The 22,487-nt window shown below is 66.7% G+C and carries 22 protein-coding genes and 2 tRNA genes; 15 read left to right on the top strand and 9 right to left on the bottom strand.

Annotated features, from left to right (window positions below; genetic code table 11):
• Positions 1 to 49: 49 nt before the first annotated feature.
• Positions 50 to 325: a hypothetical protein gene (locus P5W99_RS10230; protein WP_035522630.1), complete on the top strand. Its 276-nt coding sequence runs from the start codon at positions 50 to 52 to the stop codon at positions 323 to 325.
• A complete protein-coding gene (locus P5W99_RS10235; RefSeq protein WP_421024393.1) occupies positions 325 to 822 on the top strand; it encodes a GNAT family N-acetyltransferase in 498 nt (165 codons plus the stop codon). The genes P5W99_RS10230 and P5W99_RS10235 overlap by 1 nt, the downstream gene beginning before the upstream one ends.
• A 98-nt stretch (positions 823 to 920) precedes the next feature.
• Here P5W99_RS10235 and P5W99_RS10240 read toward each other — a convergent pair whose 3' ends face one another.
• The 5 genes from P5W99_RS10240 to pncB all read right to left on the bottom strand — a co-directional run bounded on the left by P5W99_RS10240 (position 921) and on the right by pncB (position 6,798).
• Entirely contained in the window at positions 921 to 2,426 is a 1,506-nt protein-coding gene (locus tag P5W99_RS10240; protein WP_434660562.1) for a DNA recombination protein RmuC, read from the bottom strand.
• The gene (locus tag P5W99_RS10245; protein ID WP_434660564.1) at positions 2,423 to 3,412 is read right to left on the bottom strand and encodes a 2-hydroxyacid dehydrogenase; all 990 of its coding nucleotides are present in this window, start codon (positions 3,410 to 3,412) and stop codon (positions 2,423 to 2,425) included. The genes P5W99_RS10240 and P5W99_RS10245 overlap by 4 nt, the downstream gene beginning before the upstream one ends.
• A gap of 63 nt (positions 3,413 to 3,475) precedes the next feature.
• On the bottom strand, positions 3,476 to 4,843 hold the full coding sequence (locus P5W99_RS10250; protein WP_434660566.1) for a sodium:proton antiporter: 1,368 nt from the start codon (positions 4,841 to 4,843) through the stop codon (positions 3,476 to 3,478).
• Positions 4,840 to 5,514: a LutC/YkgG family protein gene (locus P5W99_RS10255; RefSeq protein ID WP_434660568.1), complete on the bottom strand. Its 675-nt coding sequence runs from the start codon at positions 5,512 to 5,514 to the stop codon at positions 4,840 to 4,842. The genes P5W99_RS10250 and P5W99_RS10255 overlap by 4 nt, the downstream gene beginning before the upstream one ends.
• A gap of 81 nt (positions 5,515 to 5,595) precedes the next feature.
• A complete protein-coding gene (gene pncB / locus P5W99_RS10260) occupies positions 5,596 to 6,798 on the bottom strand; it encodes a nicotinate phosphoribosyltransferase (RefSeq protein ID WP_421025243.1) in 1,203 nt (400 codons plus the stop codon).
• Positions 6,799 to 7,078: 280 nt separating this feature from the next.
• Between pncB and fdxA the strand changes: the two genes are divergently transcribed.
• From fdxA to P5W99_RS10300, 8 genes are all read left to right on the top strand, one after another.
• The gene (gene fdxA, locus P5W99_RS10265; RefSeq protein WP_035522616.1) at positions 7,079 to 7,402 is read left to right on the top strand and encodes a ferredoxin FdxA; all 324 of its coding nucleotides are present in this window, start codon (positions 7,079 to 7,081) and stop codon (positions 7,400 to 7,402) included.
• 134 nt (positions 7,403 to 7,536) lie between these two features.
• A tRNA-Asn gene (locus P5W99_RS10270) sits at positions 7,537 to 7,612 on the top strand.
• Between the two features lie 69 nt (positions 7,613 to 7,681).
• Positions 7,682 to 7,757, top strand: a tRNA-Asn gene (locus tag P5W99_RS10275).
• 188 nt (positions 7,758 to 7,945) lie between these two features.
• A complete protein-coding gene (locus tag P5W99_RS10280; protein ID WP_434660570.1) occupies positions 7,946 to 8,437 on the top strand; it encodes a CreA family protein in 492 nt (163 codons plus the stop codon).
• Between the two features lie 26 nt (positions 8,438 to 8,463).
• Positions 8,464 to 9,366: an AraC family transcriptional regulator gene (locus P5W99_RS10285; RefSeq protein ID WP_434660572.1), complete on the top strand. Its 903-nt coding sequence runs from the start codon at positions 8,464 to 8,466 to the stop codon at positions 9,364 to 9,366.
• Between the two features lie 190 nt (positions 9,367 to 9,556).
• Positions 9,557 to 10,249: an AzlC family ABC transporter permease gene (locus P5W99_RS10290; protein ID WP_421025244.1), complete on the top strand. Its 693-nt coding sequence runs from the start codon at positions 9,557 to 9,559 to the stop codon at positions 10,247 to 10,249.
• Positions 10,246 to 10,569 carry an AzlD domain-containing protein gene (locus tag P5W99_RS10295; protein ID WP_421024400.1) on the top strand — a complete coding sequence of 108 codons (324 nt, stop codon included), beginning with the start codon at positions 10,246 to 10,248 and terminating at the stop codon, positions 10,567 to 10,569. Before P5W99_RS10290 ends, P5W99_RS10295 begins: the two co-directional genes overlap by 4 nt.
• 125 nt (positions 10,570 to 10,694) lie before the next feature.
• Entirely contained in the window at positions 10,695 to 11,447 is a 753-nt protein-coding gene (locus P5W99_RS10300; RefSeq protein WP_421024401.1) for a DUF4088 family protein, read from the top strand.
• A gap of 15 nt (positions 11,448 to 11,462) precedes the next feature.
• On the opposite strand, the gene P5W99_RS10305 is transcribed toward P5W99_RS10300, so the two are convergent.
• Positions 11,463 to 13,703 carry an ATP-dependent helicase gene (locus tag P5W99_RS10305; RefSeq protein ID WP_434660576.1) on the bottom strand — a complete coding sequence of 747 codons (2,241 nt, stop codon included), beginning with the start codon at positions 13,701 to 13,703 and terminating at the stop codon, positions 11,463 to 11,465.
• A 176-nt stretch (positions 13,704 to 13,879) separates the two neighbouring features.
• On the opposite strand from P5W99_RS10305, the gene P5W99_RS10310 reads away from it, so the two are divergent.
• From P5W99_RS10310 to fumC, 5 genes are all read left to right on the top strand, one after another.
• Positions 13,880 to 14,101, top strand: coding sequence for an RNA-binding S4 domain-containing protein (locus P5W99_RS10310; protein WP_028215955.1), 222 nt, complete (start codon positions 13,880 to 13,882; stop codon positions 14,099 to 14,101).
• Between the two features lie 170 nt (positions 14,102 to 14,271).
• Complete coding sequence (locus P5W99_RS10315; protein WP_434660579.1) at positions 14,272 to 15,684, top strand: MATE family efflux transporter; 1,413 nt, start codon at positions 14,272 to 14,274, stop codon at positions 15,682 to 15,684.
• Between the two features lie 167 nt (positions 15,685 to 15,851).
• Complete coding sequence (panS, locus tag P5W99_RS10320; protein WP_434660581.1) at positions 15,852 to 16,829, top strand: ketopantoate/pantoate/pantothenate transporter PanS; 978 nt, start codon at positions 15,852 to 15,854, stop codon at positions 16,827 to 16,829.
• A gap of 328 nt (positions 16,830 to 17,157) precedes the next feature.
• Complete coding sequence (locus tag P5W99_RS10325; protein WP_434662542.1) at positions 17,158 to 18,795, top strand: phospholipase D family protein; 1,638 nt, start codon at positions 17,158 to 17,160, stop codon at positions 18,793 to 18,795.
• Between the two features lie 89 nt (positions 18,796 to 18,884).
• Entirely contained in the window at positions 18,885 to 20,294 is a 1,410-nt protein-coding gene (gene fumC, locus P5W99_RS10330) for a class II fumarate hydratase (RefSeq protein ID WP_434660584.1), read from the top strand.
• 10 nt (positions 20,295 to 20,304) lie between these two features.
• Here the strand turns inward: fumC and P5W99_RS10335 are convergent, their stop codons facing one another.
• The 3 genes from P5W99_RS10335 to P5W99_RS10345 form a co-directional block, all read right to left on the bottom strand.
• A complete protein-coding gene (locus P5W99_RS10335; RefSeq protein ID WP_421024405.1) occupies positions 20,305 to 20,808 on the bottom strand; it encodes an acyl-CoA thioesterase in 504 nt (167 codons plus the stop codon).
• Between the two features lie 147 nt (positions 20,809 to 20,955).
• Positions 20,956 to 21,996 carry a GlxA family transcriptional regulator gene (locus tag P5W99_RS10340; protein WP_434660586.1) on the bottom strand — a complete coding sequence of 347 codons (1,041 nt, stop codon included), beginning with the start codon at positions 21,994 to 21,996 and terminating at the stop codon, positions 20,956 to 20,958.
• A 130-nt stretch (positions 21,997 to 22,126) separates the two neighbouring features.
• A complete protein-coding gene (locus P5W99_RS10345) occupies positions 22,127 to 22,261 on the bottom strand; it encodes a hypothetical protein (protein WP_421024407.1) in 135 nt (44 codons plus the stop codon).
• Between the last annotated feature and the right edge of the window lie 226 nt (positions 22,262 to 22,487).

Raw genomic sequence — 22,487 nt, forward strand, 5'->3', positions numbered from 1 at the left:
TGATTCGGCGTCCCTCAGAGACGTCCCCTCGACCTACGGACCGATTCACATGAAAAAACAGATTTCGTTCATCGCCGCCGGGCAGACTGCGAAGGCCCTCATCCTCGTGTACCTGACCTTCAGCGTGCCGGTCGTGCTGCTCGTCGCGGTGGTCGCGTTCTTCCGCTACGGCACCTTCGAGCTCGGCACCGTGTTCAGCGCGCTGATCCTCAATGCCATCGTCGGCTTCGTGCTGCTGTGGATCGCCTGCCATCTGTACAACTGGGTTGCCGCGCGCTTCGGCGGCATCGAGATCCATCTCTCCGACGTGCCCGAGGAGGCGTGATGACCGCTACGATCCGCGCAGCGGCGCCCGCCGACGTCAGCGCCATGCATGCGCTGATGTACGAGCTCGCCGAGTTCGAAAAGCTCACGCACCTCTTCACGGGCACGCCCGAAGGACTCGCCGATGCGCTGTTCGGCGCGCACCCGGCGGCTGAGGCGCTGGTGGCCGAGGACGCGGGCCGCATCGTCGGCTATGCGCTGTTCTTCCACAACTACTCGACCTTCCTCGGGCGTCGCGGGCTCTATCTCGAAGACCTTTACGTGCAGCCGTCGCAGCGTGGCACGGGTCTCGGCACGGCGCTGCTACGCGCGCTCGCCGCCATTGCCGTGGAGCGCAAGTGCGGCCGCTTCGAGTGGACCGTGCTCGACTGGAACACGCCGGCCATCCGCTTCTACGAGAAGATGGGCGCAACCATCTTGCCTGACTGGCGCGTGGTGCGCGTGACGGGCGATGCGCTCGACCAGCTCGCGGCGCCTGCCGAGCCGGTCGCGAGCTAGGGCATGCAGCATGAACATCGGGCCGTCCGCAGATCGCTGCGGACGGCCCGATGTTTTTTTTTGGGAGGCTTCGTTGCGTGGCTCGCGCGATGCGGGCGTCACTCGTCGCCGCTTTCTCCGTTCTCGCCGCTACCGCCGTTGCGCAGCGCATCGCCGAGCAGATTCGACGCGGCCTCGCCAGGCAAGGCCTCGACTGCGCGCAGCTTGCGGTTCATCACGCGCGTGCGCGCTTCGGCGGCTTCGATCGAGCGCGTCACCGTCTCCAGCTGCGACTTGGTGCGCGCGAGCACTTCGCCGAACTTGCCGAACTCCGTCTTCACCGCGCCCAGCACCTGCCAGACCTCGCTCGAACGCTTCTCGATCGCGAGCGTGCGAAACCCCATCTGCAGGCTGTTGAGCAGCGCCGTCAACGTGGTCGGGCCCGCGATGCTCACGCGATAATCGCGCTGCAACACATCGGTGAGGCCCGGGCGGCGCAGAATCTCGGCGTAAAGCCCTTCGGTGGGCAGGAACAGCAGCGCGAAGTCGGTCGTGTGGGGCGGCGCGACGTATTTCTCGGCGATGGTGCGAGCCTCGGCGCGCACGCGCGCTTCCAGCGCGCGGCCGGCCTCCTCGATGCCGGCCGCGTCGGCGCGCTCCTGCGCGTCGATGAGCCGCTCATAGTCCTCGCGCGGAAACTTGGCATCGACCGGCAGCCAGACCGGCGCGTTGTCCGGCGCACCAGCGGCGGTATCGCCCGACACGCCGCGCCCCGGCAACCGGATCGCGAACTCCACGCGCTCGCTGCTGCCCGGCACCGTCGCCACGTTTTTTGCGAACTGCTCGGGCGTGAGCATCTGCTCGAGCAGCGCTTCGAGCTGCACTTCGCCCCACGTGCCGCGCGTCTTCACGTTCGTGAGCACTTTCTTCAGGTCGCCGACGCCCGCCGCGAGCGTCTGCATTTCGCCCAGCCCGCGATGCACCTGCTCCAGCCGGTCCGAGACAAGCTTGAACGATTCGCCCAGGCGTTGCTCGAGCGTCGCGTGCAGTTTCTCGTCGACGGTGCGGCGCATCTCTTCGAGCTTGGCCGCGTTGTTGGCTTCGATGTCCTTCAGGCGCTGCTCCAGCGTCGCGCGCACCTCGGCGAAGCGGCGATCGTTCGCCTCGGTCAGCTGCGCAAGCTGCTGACCCAACACGTTGCCGAAATGGCGCAGCGCCTGGCCTTGCTCGTCGCGCGCCTGTTGCGCCTGCAAATGCTGGCTCTGGCGCACCGCTTCGAGCTGCTGCGCGAAGCTTTCGAGCTGGCCGTTCTGCACGGTCGCGATGCTGGTGAGATGCGCGGCAAGTCCCTGCTGCACCTGCGCGAAGCCGCCGCCGAATTCGCTGCGCGAGGCCTGCGCGGTGCGCGCGATCTCATTGCGCAACTCGCGCTCGATGCGTTCGGCCGCGCGCGCCTGGGTGTCGGTCGAGCCCGCGATGCGGTCGCTCAACTGGTCGAGCGCGTCGAGCGTGGCTTGCGCGTCGTCCTGCGTGCCGCCGCGCGCGCGCAAGAGCGCGAACACCGCGATCCCCAGCGCGACCGCAAGCACGAGCATCGCCACCGCCATCAGCGGCTCCGCGTTCATGAACGCGCCTTCCCCAACACGTCCGGGTTGATCGGGTTGGGCGGCTGACCCGCGCGCGGACCAACGCCCAGCGCGGCGATCAGGTTGTCGGCGGCCAGGTTGGCCATGGCGCGGCGCGTGCCTTCGCTCGCGCTCGCGATGTGCGGCGTGAGCACCACGTTGTCGACGGTGAGCAAGGCCGGATGCACGCTCGGCTCGCCCTCGAACACATCGAGTCCCGCAGCGGCGATCTGGCGCGTGCGCAGCGCCTCGGCGAGCGCCGCGTCGTCGACGATGCCGCCGCGCGCGATATTCGTGAGCGTGGCCGTGGGCTTCATCAGCGCGAGTTCGGCCGCGCCGATCGTGTGGTGATTTGCCGGCACATACGGCAGCACGAGCACCACGTGATCGGCTTCCTTGAGCAGCGCTTCCTTCGAGCGATATTCCGCGTTGAGTTCGGTCTCGATCTCGGGCGCGACGTGCGAGCGGTTGTGATAAATCACGCGCATGTTGAAGCCGCGCGCGCGGCGCGCGAGCGCCTGGCCGATGCGGCCCATGCCGACCACGCCGAGCGTCGAGCCGTGAATGTCCGCGCCGAGAAACATGTCGAAGGACCACTTCTGCCACTTGCCCGCACGCAGAAAGTGCTCCGATTCGCTCACGCGCCGCGCGGCTGCCATCATCAGCGCCCAGCCGAAATCGGCCGTGGTTTCGTTGAGCACGTCGGGCGTGTTGGTGCCCAGCACGTTCGCCGCGTTGAAGGCCGGCATGTCGAAGTTGTTGTAGCCCACCGCCATGTTCGAGACCACGCGCAGGCGCGGCGCGGCAGCCAGCACTGCCGCGTCGATCGGCTCGCCCATGGTGAGCGCGCCATCCTTGTCGGCGAGCCGCGCCTTGAGGGCGTCAGCGGACAGCGTCTCGCCGTTGTTCCAGTCGACGTCGAAATACTGCTTGAGACGATCGATCACGTCCGGAAAAATCGGGCGCGCCACGAGAATTTTTTGCATGGGTGCTCTCCGCACTACAGATCAAATAAAGGTCAACTCATCGAGCCGGGCAGAACGCGCTCGTTAGACGAAAAAAAGCCAGGTCGCCACGGCGAACACCGGCAGCAATACCGCGCAGGACCAGCCAAAATAGCCGAAGAACCCCGGCATGCGCACGCCGCGCTGCTGCGCGATGGCCTTCACCATGAAATTCGGCGCGTTGCCGATATAGGTCATCGCACCCATCCAGACGGCGCCGGCCGAGATGGCCGCGAGCGTTTTCGCCCCGCCCGTCATGAGCGCCTGCGCGTCGCCGCCCGCGAGATTGAAGAACACGAGATAGGTGGGTGCATTGTCGAGGAACGACGAAAGCAGGCCCGTGGCCCAGAAGTACAGCGCGTCGTTGGGCTGGCCGGGCGCGTCGTTCACGAACTGGATCAACGCAGCGAACACGCCCGCCTCGCCCGCGCGCAGCATCGCGATCACCGGCGCGATCGTCACGAAGATGCCCGCGAACAGCTTCGCCACCTCGACGATGGGCGCCCAGTCGAAGTCGTTGTCCGCGCGCGCCTTGCGGGCCACGAACAGGAGCGACACGCACGCCAGCACCACCAGCCCCACGTCGCGCACGAGGTTCTGCAACTCGAGATGTACGCCCGGCAACGCAATGTCGATGCCGGGCTTCCAGACGCCGCTCATCAGCACGAGCGCGATCGCGAGCGCGAGCAGCACGAAGTTGAGCTTGCCGCCGACGTAAAGCTCCGGCGTGTCCGGCGTCGGATCGAGAAACGCCGCGCGCGCCTCGCCCGAACGATGGAAGTACCACGAATCGAGCGCATGAAACGCAGCAAGCAACACGCCGCACACGAACAGCATCGGCAGCGCAAGATGCTGCGTAGTCCAGAAGAAACCCACGCCGTTGAGAAAGCCGAGGAACAGCGGCGGATCGCCGAGCGGCGTGAGCGAGCCGCCCGCATTGGCCGCGAGAAAGATGAAGAACACCACGACGTGAACATTGTGGCGCCGGTTGTCGTTCGCGCGCAGGAGCGGCCTGATCAGCAGCATCGCGGCGCCCGTCGTGCCCATCAGGCTCGCCAGCACGGTGCCGAGCGCGAGTATCGCCGTGTTCGTGCGCGGCGAACCGCGCAGGTTGCCGTACACGCAGATGCCGCCCGATATCGTATAGAGCGCGCCGAGCAGGACGATGAACGGCACGTACTCGTCGAAGAACGCGTGCAGCATGAGCGGCCAGGTGGCCGCGAAACCGTGCGACGCCGCGAACGGCAGCACGAACGCGAGCGCCCAGGCCGCCGAGATCTTGCCGAAGTGGCGATGCCAGAACGTGGCCGCGAACATCGGAAAGAGCGCGATCGACAGCAGCATGCATGCGAACGGCAAACCCCACGCGGCGGAAAGCGTTGCGCCGTCGACGACGGCCGCCTCAACCGTCATGCGCCCTTCACGACGATGACATGCACGCGATACGGCCCGTGCGCGCCGAGGACGATGGTCTGTTCGATGTCGCCGGTGCGCGACGGTCCCGAAACGAAGTTGACCGCGCGCGGGAGTTCGCCGCGTTCGGCACGCATGAGCGCGAAAGCGTCCTCGTGGCCGGCCACGATGCGCGACGCAGGCACGATGGCAATGTGCGTCTCGGGCAGCAGCGCGCCCGAGGCCCAGGTCTGCGGGCTGGACAGCAGGACGAGCGTGCCCGTTTCGGCGGTCGCGCAAAAACATCCGGTCAGGCCGACGAGATCGCGGTCTTCCGGCTTGCGAAATTCCACGCTCAATCCCGCGCCGGCCCAGTCGAACGATTCGAGCACCTTCCAGGCAACGGCCTCGGTCGGAAGCCCGAGCGAGGCGAGATAGCGGGCGGCGGCGGCAGGCACGTCGGCAAGCTGCGCGACTTCATCGACGCTCGACGCCATTTTTTTTGCCTCGCCGACGAAACGCGCGACGAGATCGCCTTCAAGCGGCGGACGCGGCCCTTGCGGATGACGCGCGAGATAGTCGGCGACGGCTTCGCGCTCGTGCGCGGCGGGCGTCGCGTCGCGGCCCTGCGCAGCGCGGATGCGCGCGAGTATGCTGCGGCGGGCGGCCGTGGTGTCGACCTTGGAGTCCATACGCGACCTCGAACAGATGAAGAAAAGCGACGCGCCGATTATACCGGGGCGTCGCTTTTCTTCTGACCCGCAACACAGGGCTTATTGGCCCGCGCACTCTTCTTCCGTGGGCTGCTCGATGCCGAACACCTGACGCAGATAGGCGAGATAAGCCTTGTCGTCGCACATGTTCTTGCCCGGCGAATCGGAGAGCTTGGCGACTGGCTGACCATTGCAGCGGACCATCTTGATGACGATCTGCAGCGGCTGATAGCCGAGGTCGTTGGTGAGATTGGTGCCCACGCCGAAGGCGAGGCGGCAGCGCCCGCGAAAACGCTCGTAAAGCCGCAGCACCTTGGGAATGTCGAGCGCGTCCGAGAAGATCATGGTCTTCGTGCGCGTGTCGCAGCGGTTGTCCTCGTAATGCTTGAGCAGGCGCTCGCCCCACTCGAACGGGTCGCCCGAGTCGTGGCGCGCGCCGTCGAAGAGCTTGCAGAAGTACATGTCGAAGTCGCGCAGGAAAGCCTGCATGCCGTAGACGTCCGAGAGCGCGATGCCGAGGTCGCCGCGATACTCCTTCGCCCACATCTCGAAGCCGTAGATCTGCGAGTCGCGCAAGCGCGGGCCGAGCGCCTGGCACGCCTGCAGATACTCGTGCGCCATGGTGCCGAGCGGCGTGAGGTTGTGCTTCATCGCGTAGTAGACGTTGCTCGTGCCCGCGAACTGCTCGCCGAGATCGGCCTTGAGCGTGAGGATCACCTCCTCGTGCCAGCGCTTCGAGAAGCGGCGGCGCGTGCCGTAATCGGCGATCTTGCAGTCGGCGAATTCGGGCTTCGCGCCGAGCAATTCGATCTTGTGGCGCAGGCGCTCGCGGCCCTCCTCGTACTGCGGATGCTGCTGCGTGTTGCGGAAGTAAACCTCGTTGACGATGGCGAGCACCGGAATCTCGAAGAGAATCGTGTGCAGCCACGGTCCCTTGATTTCGATGTCGATTTCGCCGTTGCCCCTGGGCGAGGGCGTGACCGAAATGTACTTCTCGTTCAGATGGAAGAGCGCGAGAAAATCGATGAAGTCGCCCTTGATGAAGCGCATCTTGCGCAGATACTCGAGTTCGGGCTCGGCAAAGCGCAGCCTGCAAAGCTTCTGAATCTCGCTGCGGATTTCGTCGACGTAAGGGACGAGATCGATGTCGGGCGTGCGGCAGCGAAAGCGATATTCCACATGGGCCGCGGGGAAATGATGCAACACCACCTGCATCATCGTGAATTTGTACAGGTCGGTATCGAGCAGCGAAGTAATGATCATGATGAGCGAGGCGGCTGTGCCGCAAACGGCATGCGCCGAAGATGCCTGCATGTTACCCGAATGCGCCCTCACCCCGCCGGCAGCCCCACAGGTCGCATCGGTCCGCACGCGCAGATGAGTCGCGCTTACGCGGCATGACGCATAAACTAATCACGAAACGATCTAAGAACTGCAACGGACGTCTGGCTGAGAAAAATCGGCATCAGTTACAATATTGGTTTTCGCGCGCCGCCGATTTCGCGCGCGCGTCCCCCGATACAAGCATGCAGGAGCTGCCTGAATGACCCACGTTGTGACCGAAAGCTGCATCAAGTGCCGCTATACCGACTGCGTCGATGTGTGCCCGGTGGACTGCTTTCGCGAAGGTCCCAACTTCCTCGCGATCGACCCGGACGAGTGCATCGACTGCGCCGTGTGCGTTGCCGAATGCCCGGTGAATGCCATCTACGCCGAAGAAGACGTGCCTGGCGACCAGCAACACTTCACTGAGCTGAACGCCGAACTGGCAAAGGGCTGGCCGAGCATCACCAAGACCAAGGCGCCGCTGCCCGAAGCCGACGAATTCAAGGACGTTAAGGACAAGCTCGCGCTGCTCGCGCGCTAAGCATCGTTCTGCCCCTGGGGTGTCGTCATCCTGGAGTCCTGCCATCTTTTTTGCAGGAATGGATAACAAGATGACGACAAGGTATTGACAGCCTACGCCAGACCCCATAGAATCTCGTTCTCTGCTTTTGTTGATCCCCGATAGCTCAGTCGGTAGAGCGCCGGACTGTTAATCCGTAGGTCCCTGGTTCGAGCCCAGGTCGGGGAGCCAAGATTCGCAAAAGCCCGTTAACCAGAACGGGCTTTTTCATGAAGTAAAAGGTTGTAGCTGTACTGCTGTTCCCCGATAGCTCAGTCGGTAGAGCGCCGGACTGTTAATCCGTAGGTCCCTGGTTCGAGCCCAGGTCGGGGAGCCAAAATATCGAAGCCGTTGCGTGTCCTGCGCAACGGCTTTTTTCTTTTCTGCAGCCTCCTCTTGCGTACTCTTCGCAATGCGATGGATTTGCCCCAGCATCTGTAGCCGCTGAGGGTTGCCAACGATCATCGCCCCCTCCTCCCCGCCCTGTCCGATAATGTCGTCGCTTCGCCATTTTCGGAACTCCGCATGAACTCGACTCGCTTTGCCGCCCGACTGCGTCCGGCGCTCGCCTTCTGCGCCGGCGCGCTCGCGCTGGGCGCCGCCCAGGCCGAGCAGATCGGCAGCGTGAACACCAATTTCCGCTTGACCGGCTCCGACAAGGTGGTCGTCGAGGCCTACGACGATCCCGCCGTGAGCGGCGTCACGTGCTACGTCTCCCGCGCGCGCACCGGCGGCGTGAAAGGCACGCTCGGCATCGCCGAAGACCCGACCGAAGCGTCAATCGCCTGCCGCCAGATCGGCCCGATCAGCTTCGCCGCCCCGCTCAAGCAGCAGGCCGATGTCTTCAGCGAGCGCATGTCGCTGATCTTCAAGACGCTGCACGTGGTCCGCGTAGTCGACACGAAGCGCAACGCGCTCGTCTACCTGACGTACAGCGACCGCGTGGTGAGCGGCAGCGCGAAGAACAGCGTCACCGCAGTGCCGATGCCGGCGGGCACGACCATTCCCGTGCGCTAAACTTAGGGCCTGGTCGGCCCCTTCCCATGACGCACTCCCGTTTTCGCGATTCCGCCCGTTATTGGCGCACGCCGCTTTTGCCCGGCGCGGACCTGCTCACGGCCGAATATCACGATCACACCTTCACGCCGCACTGGCACGAGGCCTACACGATCCCCGTGATCGAGGATGGCGCCGAGTGCTACCGTTACCGCGGTGCGCAGCATGTCGCGGAAGCGGGCAGCGTGCCGGTCATCAATCCGGGCGAGGTCCACACGGGCTCGCGCGCTGTGGACGAAGGCTGGCGTTATCGCGTCATGTATGTGCCGGTCGACTATCTGCACACGCTCGCGGGGGAAATTGCGGGCCGCGCGCAGCCGCTGCCGTGGTTCGACGCCGAGGTGATCCGCGACGCCGATCTCGCGCGCCGACTCTCTTTCGCGCACCAATTGCTGGAGGCGGATGCCGACCGCCGCCGTACCGAACTCGCGCTGGTGCCGGCCGCACCGGGCACTCAAAGCGCACCGGACGCACCGCAGCCCGACCTTCTTGCCGTGGAAGGCGCGCTGCTCGACGCGCTTTCCACGCTCCTGACCCGCCACGCGCGCACGCGCGAGGCGCGGCTCGAGTCCGCCGCGAACGAGCCGCGCGTCGAAATCATGAAGGCGCTGCTGGCCGCCGATCTCACCGAACCGCTGCGCGTCGCCGATCTCGCACAGGCGGTCGGTCTCTCTCCGTTTCACGCGACGCGCCTGTTCACCCAGGCCACGGGGCTGCCGCCGCACGCGTGGCGCACCCAGTTGCGGCTGCAGCGCGCGCTCGGGCCGTTGCGCGCGGGCGCCTCGGTTGCCGAGGTCGCCGCCGCGAGCGGCTTCACGGACCAGAGCCATTTCACGCGGCATTTCCGCCGCATGTTCGGCGTGCCGCCCGGCCGCTGGCAGGCGAATTAGTCCCCAATCAGTCGCGCACGAGGCCGCGCACCGGCAATGGCATGGGCGGCCTGAAGCGGGCGCGCCGCAAGAACGTACAAGCCGCGCACGTCGCTTGCCGCTATGCTGGCCTCCCCATCTGGAGACTCGCTTGACCCGTCACCCCCATCGCTTCAAGGAATTCGTCGCCGGCGCGCGCGACACGATCCCCATGATGATCGGCTCCGCGCCCTTCGGCGTCATTTTCGGCACGCTCGTCACCTCGGGCCCGCTGTCGCTCTGGCACGGCCAGCTAATGTCGCTCGCCGTGTTCGCCGGCTCCGCGCAATTCATCGCGCTCGGGCTGATCGCCTCGCACGCGAGCTTCGCCGTGATCTGGGCCACCACGCTCATCGTGAACCTGCGTCACGTGCTCTACAGCGCCACGCTCGCGCCCTATGTCTCGCATCTGCCGATGCGCTGGCGCCTCGTGCTAGGCGGCCTGCTCACCGACGAGGTGTTCGCCGTCGCCTGGGCGTATTTCCGCCGCCATGCGCCCGGCGATGTCTCGCCGTGGCATTTCCTTGGCTCGGGCCTGTCGATGTACCTGAACTGGCAGTTGTGGACCGCGGCGGGCCTGCTGTTCGGCGCGGCGTTCCCGGGGCTGCAGTCGCTCGGGCTCGACTTCGCGATGGTCGCCACGTTCATCGCCATCGTCGTGCCGCAGCTCGTGGCCGTGCGCTATCTGGCCGCCGCCGCCACGGCAGGCACGCTCGCCTTCTTCTGGCAAGGCTGGCCGTACAAGCTCGGCTTGCTCGGCGCCGTGTTCGCGGGCGTGGCGGTGGGCGTCGCGCTCTCGCTGCCGCGCAAGCCGCGCACGAACGCGGCAAGCGCGGATGCACACACCGCTGGAGGCCGCCCATGAACTACGTCATCCTGATTCTCGGCATGGCCGTCATTACCGTGGCGGTGCGCACCGCCGTCTTCGTGCTGGGCGATCGGCTCGTGTTCCCGCCGATCGTGCGCACCGCGCTCGGCTTCGTGCCCGTCACGGTGCTCACCGCGATCATCGTGCCGATGGCCGTGTCGCCCCACGGTCAGCACGCCGAACTCACGTGGCGCAATCCGCAGCTCGTCGGCGCGCTCGCGGCCATTGCCGTGAGCGCGCTCACCAAACGGCCGCTCCTCACCATTGCCGTGGGGCTGGGCGTGTTCTTCCTCTGGCAGGGCGTGGTGCTGCGCTGAGGCTGCCAGCCCCTGTCCATCCCTGTCTGCCCCGCCTCAAGTTTCGCCCCGCTGCGCCGATAAACCGTCGAGGCCTGCATTGGCGCGACAGACAGGTATCGCGAGGAACACACGGGGCAACCACCATGGGGCAGATCACCCTCAATATCAAGGATGAAACGCTTGCGTCGCTGCGCAAGGATTTCGATGCGTTCCTGCGCGTCTCGCTCAAGCTCGACCCGCAGTTCCTCACGCCGTCATTCGAGGACTTCCTGCGCGCGAAGCTGCTCGACAACATGACGCCGCTCACCGAGCAGGCCGTGCAGCGGCTCTTGCAGGGCGGGCAGTACGCATGGGCCAAGCGCACGCTCGACAAGGAGTTTCCCGAGGTCGTGTCGATCCTGCTGCGCCAGGCGGGCGAATTCGGCTTTGGCTTTGCGTCGCGGCCCGAATGGACGCCCGACGAGCGCGCGAAGCAGTGCCGCGAGTGGGCCGCCGCGATCGTCCGCGAGGCGGACGCCGGGGAGGCGCTGATCGACCCGCTCGCCGCACAGATCCAGTCCGGCGTGCAGGATATCCAGAGACTCGAAGAGGCCATGCAGACGCCTGCGTGGCGGCTCGCAGAGTCGGTGCGCCAGCGCGTCTACGAAGCGAAGATCGGCTGCGAGCAGGCAAGCGGGAGCCTCGCGCGCGAGCGTCTGGGCGAGCTGCGCGGCCTGCTGCGTCTGGCCATCGCGCACGGCACGTTCCAGAAGCAGGAAGCGCAGCAGATCATGGAATACCTGCGTCTTTTGAAGCCTGAAATTTTCGTCGAGGAACCCGACGACGTATTCACGCGCCTGGCCGCCTGGCTGCGCAACTTTTTCGTGCCGCCGCCGAAGAACCAGCCGCGCAGCTGAAAACGCAACCCCGCCCTACTCCCACATCTTGCGCAGCTTCGCGCCGATCTCGACCTTCGCGCGCGCGGCGGCGGCCAGCCCCGCCGCGCTCGGCGCGCTTGCCACTGGCGCGGGCGGCCAGGCGCGCGACTCGAAGAGCGGCAGCATCCCTGCAGCGATGAAGCGCGTGCGCGACGCCCACACATGGCGGTCGCCGCTCGCGGCCTGGTTGTGCACATAAAAGCGCTGCGGCACGACGATGTGCAGATCCTCTTTCGCGCGCGTCATCGCCACGTAGAGCAGACGCCGCTCCTCTTCCAGTTCCTCGTCGCTGCCCGCGCCGAGATCGGACGGAATGCAGCCGTCCACGCCATTGAGCACGAACACGTTGCGCCACTCCTGGCCTTTGGCCGAATGGATCGTCGAGAGGATCAGGTAGTCCTCGTCGAGAAGCGGATCGGCCGACTCGGCGCTGGTGGCGTCGGGCGGGTCGAGCGTGAGCTCGGTCAAGAAGCGCTCGCGCGACACGTAGGTGCTCGCGATGCTCTCCATCTGCAACAAATCGGCGAGACGCACCTGGGCATCTTCGTGATTGCGCTCCAGATGCGGCTCGTACCAGCGCCGCACGCGCTCGAACTCGGCGGGCCAGGGCGTTGCGCGCATACCGAGCTGATCGACGAGCGCCGCGAACGCGGGCCACTCCTCGGCTGCACGCGGCGGCGGCGCGAATGCGGCGAGCGCCTGCGCGGCGCGGTACGCGCCCGTGCAGGCCGCGACCTGATCGAGCAGACGCGCCGCCGTCGCGGGCCCGACGCCCGGCAGCAGTTGCGTCACGCGAAAGCCCGCCACGCGGTCGAGCGGATTCTCGGCCCAGCGCAGCACGGCGAGCACGTCCTTCACGTGCGCGGCGTCGAGGAAGCGCAGGCCGCCGAATTTCACGAACGGGATGTTGCGGCGCGCGAGTTCGATTTCGAGCGTCGCGCTGTGGTGCGCGGCGCGAAACAGGACCGCCTGCTGCTTGAGCGTCATGCCGCCCTCGCGCGCCTCCAGGATCTGTTCGACGACGTAGCGCGCCTGAGTGGCCTCGTCGGCGACCGTCACCAGGCGCGGACGCTGCTGCGACGCGCGGTCGGTCCACAGGTTCTTGGTGAAGCGCTCGGCGGCGGCGTCCATCACCGCGTTCGAAGCGGCCAGAATCGGCTCGGTCGAGCGGTAGTTGCGCTCGAGCGTGACCTGGCGCGCAGGCGGATCGAACTGAGCGGGGAAATCGAGAATATTGCGCACCGTCGCGCCGCGAAACGAATAGATCGCCTGAGCGTCGTCGCCGACCACGGTGAGGCCTCGCCCGTCGGGCTTGAGCGCGAGCAGGATCGACGCCTGCAGGCGATTGGTGTCCTGATACTCGTCGACGAGGATATGGTCGAAGCGCCCCGCCAGATCGGCCGCGATGGCCGGCTCCGCCGCCATGTGCGCCCAGCAGAGCAGCAAGTCGTCGTAGTCGAGCACGTTCTGCTTCTGCTTGGCATCCACGTAGGCCGCGAATAGCGCGCGCAGTTGCGGCTCCCATTCGAGGCACCACGAGAACGAGCGTGCGAGCACGTTCGCGAGCGAATCGCCGGTGTTGACAACGCGCGAGTAGATCGCGAGGCACGTCGACTTCGCGGGAAAGCGCTTGTCCTTCGCCGATAACCCCAGTTCGTGGCGCACGAGGTTCATCAGATCGGCGGAGTCCTCGCGGTCGTTGATCGTGAACGCGGGCGAGAGGCTGATCTGCTCGGCGTATTCGCGCAGCAGGCGCGCGCCGATGCCGTGGAAGGTGCCTGCCCAGGTGAGCCCCTGAGCCAGGGCCGCCGCCGCGCCCGACACCCCGGCCGCGATGCGCGAGACGCGCCGCGTCATCTCCTGCGCCGCGCGGCGCGAGAAGGTCAGCAGCAGGATGCGGTGCGGATCGGCGCCGTTTGCGACCAGATGCGCGACGCGGTGCGCCAGCGTGTTGGTCTTGCCCGAACCCGCGCCGGCGATCACCAGCAGCGGCGCGGGGAGCGCCGCGCCCGGCGCGAACGCCTGCGGCCCGCCGTGCTCGACGGCGGCGCGCTGGGCGTCGTTGAGCTTCGCGAGATACGGCGCCGCCTCGGGCGCAATATCGCTCGTGCAGGGGGAATCGGCGAGAGAGGCAGTGGAGACGGTGGACAAGGCAGGCGCGGCAGTATCCGGTGAAAATGAGCAGTGTGCGGGCCGGGTCGGGCATCGACACGGCGACGCATACTGTATATTCATACACCTCTCGTCCGCAAGCGCCGATCTTGCCGTGATCTGGCGCCATTCAGCGTCCAACTTGGGCGCGACGGCAACGCGGCTGAATCAAAGGCGTCACGCCCCCGCTCGGCTGCAATCGCTTATGATGCTCACCCTTCGCGCGCCCTGCCCGGCACGCCCCTGATTTCCTTTGCGCCATGCCCAATCTCGATTTCACCCTCACCGGCGACTACGTCGAACTCCACAATCTCCTGAAGATCACCGGTCTCGCCGACAGCGGCGGCTCGGCCAAGCAGATCGTCGCCTCCGGCGCCGTGAAGGTGGACGGCGAGGTCGAGCTGCGCAAGACGTGCAAGATCCGCGCGGGCCAGTCGGTGCTGCTCGGCGACACGCGCATTGCCGTGCGCGAAGCGGAGTAAGGCAAACAGCGCAGCGGCTGCATGGCCCAAATGAAATAGATTCGAAAGCGAATGCACCATCCAGGTGCTTTTTGTCCGAAAGAAGCGTAATCTCGCATTGAGCTTCCCAACTCGATACGAACGCACTTTCTGAACGCGCGGCGCGATTTATCGCGCCGCGCTTGCTTTTCATGACCCGACCCATTGCCCCCGCCGACCGGGCGAGCCGCGCCATCGCCCCGCCCTCGCTCAAACGCCACGCCGCCGACACCGCACGCCTCGCCGCGCCGCTCGCCATCGCCCAGCTTTCGCAGATGGCCATGAGCGTGACCGATACCGTGCTGCTCGGGTCGCTGGGCGCGGGCGCGCTCGCGGCGGGCGGGCTCGGCGCGAACCTGTTCTTCGTGGTGGTGACGGTGCTGCAGGGCGTGCTGACCTCGGTGAGCGTGAGCGTTGCGCAGGCGCGCGGCGCCGACGACCTGCACCGGGTGCCGCACATCTACTGGACCGGCTTTGCGCTGTCCTTGCTGCTGGCCGTGCCGGCGTTCGCGCTGCTGTCGTTCGCGGGGCCGCTGCTGGTTGCGCTCGGCGAGCCGCCCGTGCTCGCGCACCAGGTGGGCGAGTACGCGGCCGTGCTGCGCTGGGGCGCGCCCGCCAGCCTGATCGGCGTGGGGCTGATGCGCTCGTTCCTGCCCGCCATCGGCGCGGCGAAGCGCCTGCTGTGGGTGTCGATCATCAGCGTGTTTTTCAACGGCTTCCTGAACTACGGGCTGATTCACGGCGCTTGGGGTCTGCCGCGCCTCGGCTTCCTGGGCTCCGCGGTCGCTACCGCGATCACCGTCTGGCTGACCACCCTCGTGCTGATGGCGCTGCTGCATCTGCGGCCCTCGCATCAGCACTTCGTGGTCGCGCGGCGGCCCACTGCGCCGCTGATGGGCGAGCTTTTTGCCATCGGCTGGCCCGTGGCGATCACCTACGCCGTTGAATCGATGCTCTTTCTCGCCACCGGCCTGCTGGCCGGCCTGCTCGGCGCAACGCCGCTCGCCGCGCACCAGATCGCGCTGAACGTGGCTTCGGTGATGTTCATGGTGCCGCTCTCGATCGGCCAGGCGGCCAATGTGCGGGTGGGCTACTGGATCGGCGCGGGCGTGCCGCGCGCGGCGCGCCATGCGGGCTTCGTCGCGCTGGCGCTGGGCGTGGGCTTCATGTCGATGTCGGCGCTCGTGATGGTGCTCGCGCCGCACTGGATCGTCGGGCTCTACCTGCACCTCGACGATCCGGCCAACGCGCAGACCGTCGCGCTCGCGGCGTCGCTGCTCGGCGTGGCCGCGCTGTTCCAGATCGTCGACGGCATGCAAACCGTGGGCTCCGGCTGCCTGCGCGGCCTGAAGGACACCCGTATACCGATGGTGGCGGCTACGCTCGGCTACTGGGGCATCGGCTTTCCGGTCGGCTATGTGCTCGCGTTCCACTTCGGAATGGGTGCGCTCGGGCTCTGGTGGGGGCTCGCGGCCGGACTCGCGAGCGTGGCCGCGCTCATGACATGGCGCTTTCATCGCATGAGCCGCCGGTCGCAAATCGAGGCGGCGGCGCGCGCGGGCTGAGGCAGCACGCGCCCGCTCGGGCGGGTTGCCAGCGCGCCGCCGAAGAGCCCCGCGCGATTCGTTAAACGCATGGTTAAAATAGCGGGCCCGGCGCACCCCGCCGTTCGCCCGCCGGTCCGCCCATAACGCCCCATAGCGCCCCATAGCGCCCGATAAACACCCCGCTCATGCTTGCCCCGATTACCCGACTGTTCCCGCTCTGGGCCGTCCTCGTCTCGCTTTTCGCCTACTTCAATCCGGGCGTCGTCGCGCCCGTCACGCCCCACGTCACGACGCTCCTGACGATCATCATGCTCGCCATGGGCGTGACGCTCTCGTTCGCCGACTTCCAGCGCGTCTTCACGCGGCCCGCGCCCGTGCTCGCCGGCATCGTCCTGCACTACCTGGTGATGCCGCTGGCCGCATGGGTCATCGCCCACGCGCTGCACATGCCGCCCGACCTCACCGCGGGCATGGTGCTGGTGGGCAGCGTCGCGAGCGGCACGGCCTCGAACGTGATGATCTATCTCGCGCGCGGCGACGTCGCGCTTTCGGTGACGATCAGCGCGCTCTCGACGCTCGTGGGCGTGTTCGCGACGCCGCTCCTCACGCGCTTTTATGTCGACGCTTCGATCGTCGTGGACGTGCACGGCATGCTCATGAGCATCCTGCAGATCGTGGCGCTGCCGATTGCCGTCGGCCTCGTCGTGAACCGTCTCGCGGGCAGCCTTGTGCGGCGCGTGGAGCCCGTTCTGCCGCTCGTCTCGATGGTCTCGATCCTCGCGATCATCGCGGCCGTGGTGGGCGGCACGCACGCAAGCATCGCCACGGTGGGCCCGCTCGTGGCGCTCGGCGTGGTGCTGCACAACGGTATTGGTCTGCTCGGCGGCTATTGGGGCGGACGTCTGCTCGGCTTCGACGAATCGGTGTGCCGCACGCTCGCGATCGAAGTGGGCATGCAAAACTCGGGCCTCGCCGCGACGCTCGGCAAGCTCTACTTCTCGCCGCTCGCCGCCCTGCCCGGCGCGCTGTTCTCGGTGTGGCACAACCTCTCCGGGTCGCTGCTCGCGGGCTACTGGGCCGGCAAGCCGGCGCGCGGCAGCGAGCGCGATGCCGACGAAGCGCGCAGCGCGAGCGTCGGCGCATCGGCCAGCCGGCGCAGCTAAGCGCGGTGTCGCACACGCGTCGCGCTTGGTGCGCGCCATGCAACATGGCTTCCCGATAAAATCGGCGGCAAAAGGCAAAAGGCAAAAGGCAAAAGGCAAAAGGCAAAAGGTGCACGACGCAAGCGAACCAAAGTAAGCGAACCCTTGGGAACGCCGCAGCGCCAACCAATTCGCACGCCGCCGGAGCCACGCGCATTGCGCCAACGCCGGTCGCCAGGAGAGGAGAATCCGCTTGTCCGCGCATACCGTTCAGAGCTTGGCCGCCGATACCCTGCCCGCTGCCCCGCCCGCAGCCCGTGCGGCGCCGCCGCGCCGCGCCCGGCCCCGCGTGCTCGCGCCGTTCTCTTCGCTCTCCTCGCGCGCTTCGTTCCGGCTGGTTGCGCTCCTGAGCGTTACGTTGCTCGCGGCCTGCGCGACGCGCCCGCCCGCCACGGCGTTCCAGCGCACTACCTCGGCGGCGCTGTCCGCGCCGGAGGCGCGCGCTACGCCGCTGGGCGAAGCGCTTGCCGCGCCGGTGGCGTCCCATCCGGACGAATCGGGCTTCCGCCTGCTCGCCACCGGCACCGACTCGCTGCAGATGCGCATCGCGCTCGCGCACGCGGCGACGAAAACGCTCGACATGCAGTACTACATCGCCAACGAGGACACCACCGGCAAGCTGCTGCTGGGCTCGGCGTTGTACGCGGCCGATCATGGCGTGCGCGTGCGCATGCTCGTCGACGACCTGAACTTCCACGACATCGGCCGCCTGATGGCGGCGCTCAACAGCCATCCGAACATTCAGATCCGCGTATTCAATCCGTACGGCAGCCCGAACGAGAGCATGTTCAGGCGCACGCGCAACTTCTTCACGAACGTCGACCAGTTCACGCGCCGCATGCACAACAAGGCGACGATCGTCGATAACGAACTCGCGATCGTGGGCGGGCGCAATCTCGGCGACGAGTACTTCAGCGCGAGCGAAACGCTGCAGTTCCGCGATCTGGACATGCTCACTGCCGGCCCCGTGGCGGCGAGCGTCTCGGCAAGCTTCGACGACTACTGGAACAGCACCGTGTCGTACCCCTTGAGCGTGCTCAATCATCAGAAGTTCGAGCAGAAGGATCTCGACGCGGCGCGCGACGAGCTGCGCGCGCACTGGCGCGAGACCGCCGACCCGTACAACGCGAAGCCGCTCAACGCCACGCCGCTCGCGCAGCAGATCGCGCGCGACGAGCTCGGGCTCACCTGGGCGAAGTGGGAATTCGTGGCCGACGCACCGGAAAAAATCTCGGGCGCCGAGCGCGGCCAGATGGGCGACGCGATGCGCTCCCTGCTCGATCGCGTCAATCAGGCGCACAGCAGCGTGCTGATCATCTCGCCGTATTTCGTGCCGCACGACGCCGGTGTGCAAGCCATCCGCGCGCTCACCGCGCGCGGCGTGCGCGTGGCGATCCTCACCAATTCGCTCGCGGCCACCGACGCCATCGCCGTGCAAGCCGGCTACAGCCCCTATCGTGTGCCGCTGCTGAAAGCCAACGCCGAGCTATACGAGTTCAAGTCCACGCAGCCCGAGACCGAGCGGGCACGGCGCCTGCCCATGATCGGCTCGCGTTCGCGCGCGAGCCTGCACGCGAAAGCCTATGTGATCGACGAGAGCACGCTGGTGATCGGCTCGCTCAATCTCGATCCGCGCTCGGCCAACCTGAATACGGAGCTCGCGCTCGCCGTGGAAAACCCCACACTCGCGCACGAAGCGGCCCAGCTCTTCCAGTTCGCGACCTCCCCGAAAGTGAGCTATCGCGTCTCGCTCGCGACGCCAGCCCAGCTCGCGGCGCTGCGCGGCAGCGCGATTTCGTCGCCGCTCGTGTGGACCGACGAGGAGGACGGCATGATCCGCACCTACAACCTCGATCCCGGTGCGGGTTTCTACAGAAATGTGCTAACCGGACTATTCTTGCTGTTGCCGGTCGACAGCCAGCTGTGAGTCCCCAGTGGTGAGCCCCCCGCAGTGAGCCCCCTGCAGCGAACCCCGTTCTGGCTTCCCGCGCGCCACATTCACCTTGGAGTGTCACCATGACCGCGAGTACCGGGAACGTCAGAATGGAGCGCGACACGTTCGGCGAGATCGCCGTGCCCGCCGCGCAGCTCTGGGGCGCGCAGACGCAGCGCTCCTTGCAGAACTTCCGCATCTCGAGCGAGAAGCAGTCGCCCGAACTCATCACCGCGCTCGCCACGATCAAGCGCGCCGCCGCCGAAGTGAATCTGTCGCTCGGCATGCTCGACGAGACAAAGGCGCGCGCGATCATCGCGGCCGCCGACGAGATCATCGAAGGCAAGCACCCCGGCGAATTCCCGCTCGCGGTCTGGCAAACCGGCTCCGGCACGCAAACCAACATGAACCTCAACGAGGTGATTGCGAACCGCGCGAGCGAGATTCTCGGCGGCGAGCGCGGCGAGGCGCGCAAGGTGCATCCGAACGACGACGTCAATCGCGGCCAGTCGTCGAACGACGTATTCCCCACCGCGATGCACGTGGCCACCGCGTACGGCATCGTCAAGCATCTGCTGCCCGCGCTGAAGACGCTGCGCGACACGCTACAGGCGAAGTCGAAACAGTTCGCCGACATCGTCAAGATCGGCCGCACACATTTGCAGGACGCCACGCCGCTCACGCTCGGCCAGGAGTTCTCGGGCTACGTCGCGCAACTCGACCAGGGCATCCGGCACGTGGAGTCGACGCTGCCCCATCTGTACGAGCTCGCGCAAGGCGGCACCGCCGTGGGCACGGGTTTGAACGCGCATCCGCAATTCGCGCAGAAAGTGGCCGAGACCATCGCGAAGCTCACGGGCATGCCGTTTGTGACCGCGCCCAACAAGTTCGAGGTGATGGCCGCCGCCGACGCGCTCGTGTTCGCGCACGGTGCGCTCAAGACCGTGGCGGCGAGCCTCATGAAAATCGCCAACGACATCCGCTGGCTCGCGAGCGGCCCGCGCTGCGGACTCGGCGAACTCGCGATCCCCGAAAACGAGCCGGGCAGCTCGATCATGCCGGGCAAGGTGAATCCTACGCAATCCGAAGCATTGACGATGCTGTGCTGCCAGGTGTTCGGCAACGACGTGGCCGTGAATGTGGGCGGCGCGAGCGGCAACTTCGAACTGAACGTGTTTCGCCCGATGATCGCGCACAACGTGCTGCAGTCGATCCGGCTACTCGCGGACGGTGCGCTCTCCTTCAACGATCATTGCGCGGTGGGCATCGAGCCCAACCGCGCGCGCATCGACACGCTGCTCAACGAGTCGCTGATGCTGGTGACGGCGCTCAATCCGCACATCGGCTACGACAAGGCCGCGCAGATCGCCAAGAAGGCGCACAAGGAAGGCACGACGCTCAAGGCTGCCGCGCTCGCGCTCGGCCACGTGAGCAGCGAGCAGTTCGACGCGTGGGTCAAGCCCGCCGACATGGTGGGCACGCTGAAGCCATGAGCCCGGCCGATCAGACCCGGCCTTTCGCCACTTCCTCGGGTTTCAGGTCGACGATCGCGTCGAGCGCGTCCTTCACGTCGAGCGCATATTTCGCGAGACGTTTTTGCTCCTCCGTTTCCGGCACGAAGGTCGGCACGGGAATCGGGTTGCCGTTTTCGTCGACGGCCACGAACACGATCAGACAATCGGTCGTGAGGCGCAGCTGGCCGCTCTTCGGGTCGCCCGCGTGCACGGTGATGTGGATGTGCATCGAGGTGCGGCCCGTGGCCACCACGCGCGCGCGCAACTCGACCATGTTGCCGACCAGAATCGGCCGGCGAAAGCGGATGTTGCCGACGCTCACCGTCACGCAGTAGCGGCCCGACCAGACGGCGGCGCATGCATAGGCGGTTTCGTCGATCCATTTCATCAGGGCGCCGCCGTGGACTTTGCCGCCGAAGTTCACCGAGGTCGGCTCGGCAAGAAAGCGGAACGTCGTTTCCGAACGGTCCAGCGGCTGGGAAGGCGTACTCATGGGGGCTCCGCTCGTGAGGATTGCGCCTTGCTGACAAGGCGTCGTTATAGGGTTGCGCCGATTATACGAGCGCCGCATGTCATTCTGTCATACGGTCATTCCTTCATCCGGTCGTCCGCCGGTGCGTCATCCGCCGGCGCCCGGCGCTCAGGCCGACGAAAACCGCGCCCGGTAGTCGAGCGGCAGCACGCCATAGCGACGCTCGAACGCGCGCCGCAGGTTCTGCTCGGTGCCGAAGCCGCAGTCCGCGGCAATGCGCTTGACCGGAAGTCGCGACTGCGCGAGCGCGTGCGCGGCGGCCTCCACGCGCATGGCCGAAACCGTGCGCGCAGGCGTGCGCCCCACCGACTCGACATAGCGCCGCGCGAAAGTGCGCGGGCTCATGCGCGCCGCTTCGGCGAGACGCTCGACGCTCAACTCCCTGTGCAGGTTCGCGGCCATCCAGCCATGCAGCGCGTCGAACGCGCCGCCCGCCGCGCTTTGCGCCTCCAGCGCCTCGCTGAACTGCGCCTGGCCGCCCGGGCGCTTCATGAACACCACGAGCCGCCGCGCGGCATGCATGGCGACCGCGTGGCCGCAGTCTTCCTCGATCAGCGCGAGCGCGAGATCGATGCCGGCCGTCACGCCCGCCGAGGTCCAGACCACGCGGCCGTCGCGCTCGTCGCGCACGAAGATCGGCTCGGGGTCGACCTTCACACGCGGGAAACGGCGCGCAAGCTGCGCCGCGTTGCGCCAGTGCGTAGTGGCGCGGCGGCCATCGAGCAGGCCCGCGGCGGCAAGATAGAACGCGCCGGTGCAAACCGAGGCGACACGCCGCGCATGCGGCGCGGCGGCGGCGATCCATGCGACGAGTGCGGGCTGCAGCACGGTCGAATCGTCGATGGGGACGCCCGGAACGATCAGCGTATCGATGGTGGCGGTGTCGAGCGCGTCGAGCCGCTCGGTGACGACCGGCATGCCCGCGAACGTGGGCAGCACGCCGCCCGCCATGGAGGCGAGCGTGACGCGCCAGGCGCAGGGATCGGCGGCATGCGTGGAATCAGCAGGCGCGGCACGAGCAGGCGCTGCAGCGGCGCGCATCGCCAGTTCGGCCCGCCAGAAAGCCTCGATCGGCCCGCAGGCGTCGAGCAGCACGAGATCGGGTGCAACCGCGAAAACCACATGGCGCACGCAAGAAGACGCGGACATAGGCATGTAAAAACAAAGGGCGATGAAGACGCGAAACGGCCATCATCGCACGCGCGCGATTGGCAGACATGTCGATCTTGCGTCAATTTCTGCCATGCCTGGCCGCGCCCAACTCGCCTCTTCCGGCCGGTTAGTTGTGAATGGTGATGCCCTGATCGATCGTGCCGTACATCGTGATGCCGCTCGCGCTGCTCGACGGCGCGGTGCCGCCGGCGCAAGCCGTACAGAGCAGTGCAACCACTACAAGGGCAAGAATCCGTTTCATGACTGACTGTTTGCTTCCAGAAAGAAATCCATTCTAGCGCGCCGCAGCCGGCGCTCCCCGGCGAGCCGGCAACACCGCGCTTCAGTCGCTCGCCCGCGCGCCTCAATTGCACGCCATATTTCATGGCAGCCTGAAACGTCGAATCACGGATTTCGCTAGAGTAAGCCCATGAGTAAGCACATGAGCGAACAGCCAGCGCAAACTGCGCCGTTCGAGCCGCCAGTTC

The organism is Paraburkholderia sp. A3BS-1L, assembly GCF_051125215.1.
In the GTDB taxonomy this organism is placed as follows: Bacteria; Pseudomonadota; Gammaproteobacteria; order Burkholderiales; family Burkholderiaceae; genus Paraburkholderia.

Coding starts and splice junctions, on each gene's coding strand:
- P5W99_RS10230 (WP_035522630.1), top strand. CDS start 50: ATGAAAAAACAGATTTCGTTCATCGCCGCCGGGCAGACTGCGAAGGCC.
- P5W99_RS10235 (WP_421024393.1), top strand. CDS start 325: ATGACCGCTACGATCCGCGCAGCGGCGCCCGCCGACGTCAGCGCCATG.
- P5W99_RS10240 (WP_434660562.1), bottom strand. CDS start 2,426: ATGAACGCGGAGCCGCTGATGGCGGTGGCGATGCTCGTGCTTGCGGTC.
- P5W99_RS10245 (WP_434660564.1), bottom strand. CDS start 3,412: ATGCAAAAAATTCTCGTGGCGCGCCCGATTTTTCCGGACGTGATCGAT.
- P5W99_RS10250 (WP_434660566.1), bottom strand. CDS start 4,843: ATGACGGTTGAGGCGGCCGTCGTCGACGGCGCAACGCTTTCCGCCGCG.
- P5W99_RS10255 (WP_434660568.1), bottom strand. CDS start 5,514: ATGGACTCCAAGGTCGACACCACGGCCGCCCGCCGCAGCATACTCGCG.
- pncB (WP_421025243.1), bottom strand. CDS start 6,798: ATGATCATTACTTCGCTGCTCGATACCGACCTGTACAAATTCACGATG.
- fdxA (WP_035522616.1), top strand. CDS start 7,079: ATGACCCACGTTGTGACCGAAAGCTGCATCAAGTGCCGCTATACCGAC.
- P5W99_RS10280 (WP_434660570.1), top strand. CDS start 7,946: ATGAACTCGACTCGCTTTGCCGCCCGACTGCGTCCGGCGCTCGCCTTC.
- P5W99_RS10285 (WP_434660572.1), top strand. CDS start 8,464: ATGACGCACTCCCGTTTTCGCGATTCCGCCCGTTATTGGCGCACGCCG.
- P5W99_RS10290 (WP_421025244.1), top strand. CDS start 9,557: ATGATGATCGGCTCCGCGCCCTTCGGCGTCATTTTCGGCACGCTCGTC.
- P5W99_RS10295 (WP_421024400.1), top strand. CDS start 10,246: ATGAACTACGTCATCCTGATTCTCGGCATGGCCGTCATTACCGTGGCG.
- P5W99_RS10300 (WP_421024401.1), top strand. CDS start 10,695: ATGGGGCAGATCACCCTCAATATCAAGGATGAAACGCTTGCGTCGCTG.
- P5W99_RS10305 (WP_434660576.1), bottom strand. CDS start 13,703: ATGAATATACAGTATGCGTCGCCGTGTCGATGCCCGACCCGGCCCGCA.
- P5W99_RS10310 (WP_028215955.1), top strand. CDS start 13,880: ATGCCCAATCTCGATTTCACCCTCACCGGCGACTACGTCGAACTCCAC.
- P5W99_RS10315 (WP_434660579.1), top strand. CDS start 14,272: ATGACCCGACCCATTGCCCCCGCCGACCGGGCGAGCCGCGCCATCGCC.
- panS (WP_434660581.1), top strand. CDS start 15,852: ATGCTTGCCCCGATTACCCGACTGTTCCCGCTCTGGGCCGTCCTCGTC.
- fumC (WP_434660584.1), top strand. CDS start 18,885: ATGACCGCGAGTACCGGGAACGTCAGAATGGAGCGCGACACGTTCGGC.
- P5W99_RS10335 (WP_421024405.1), bottom strand. CDS start 20,808: ATGAGTACGCCTTCCCAGCCGCTGGACCGTTCGGAAACGACGTTCCGC.
- P5W99_RS10340 (WP_434660586.1), bottom strand. CDS start 21,996: ATGTCCGCGTCTTCTTGCGTGCGCCATGTGGTTTTCGCGGTTGCACCC.
- P5W99_RS10345 (WP_421024407.1), bottom strand. CDS start 22,261: ATGAAACGGATTCTTGCCCTTGTAGTGGTTGCACTGCTCTGTACGGCT.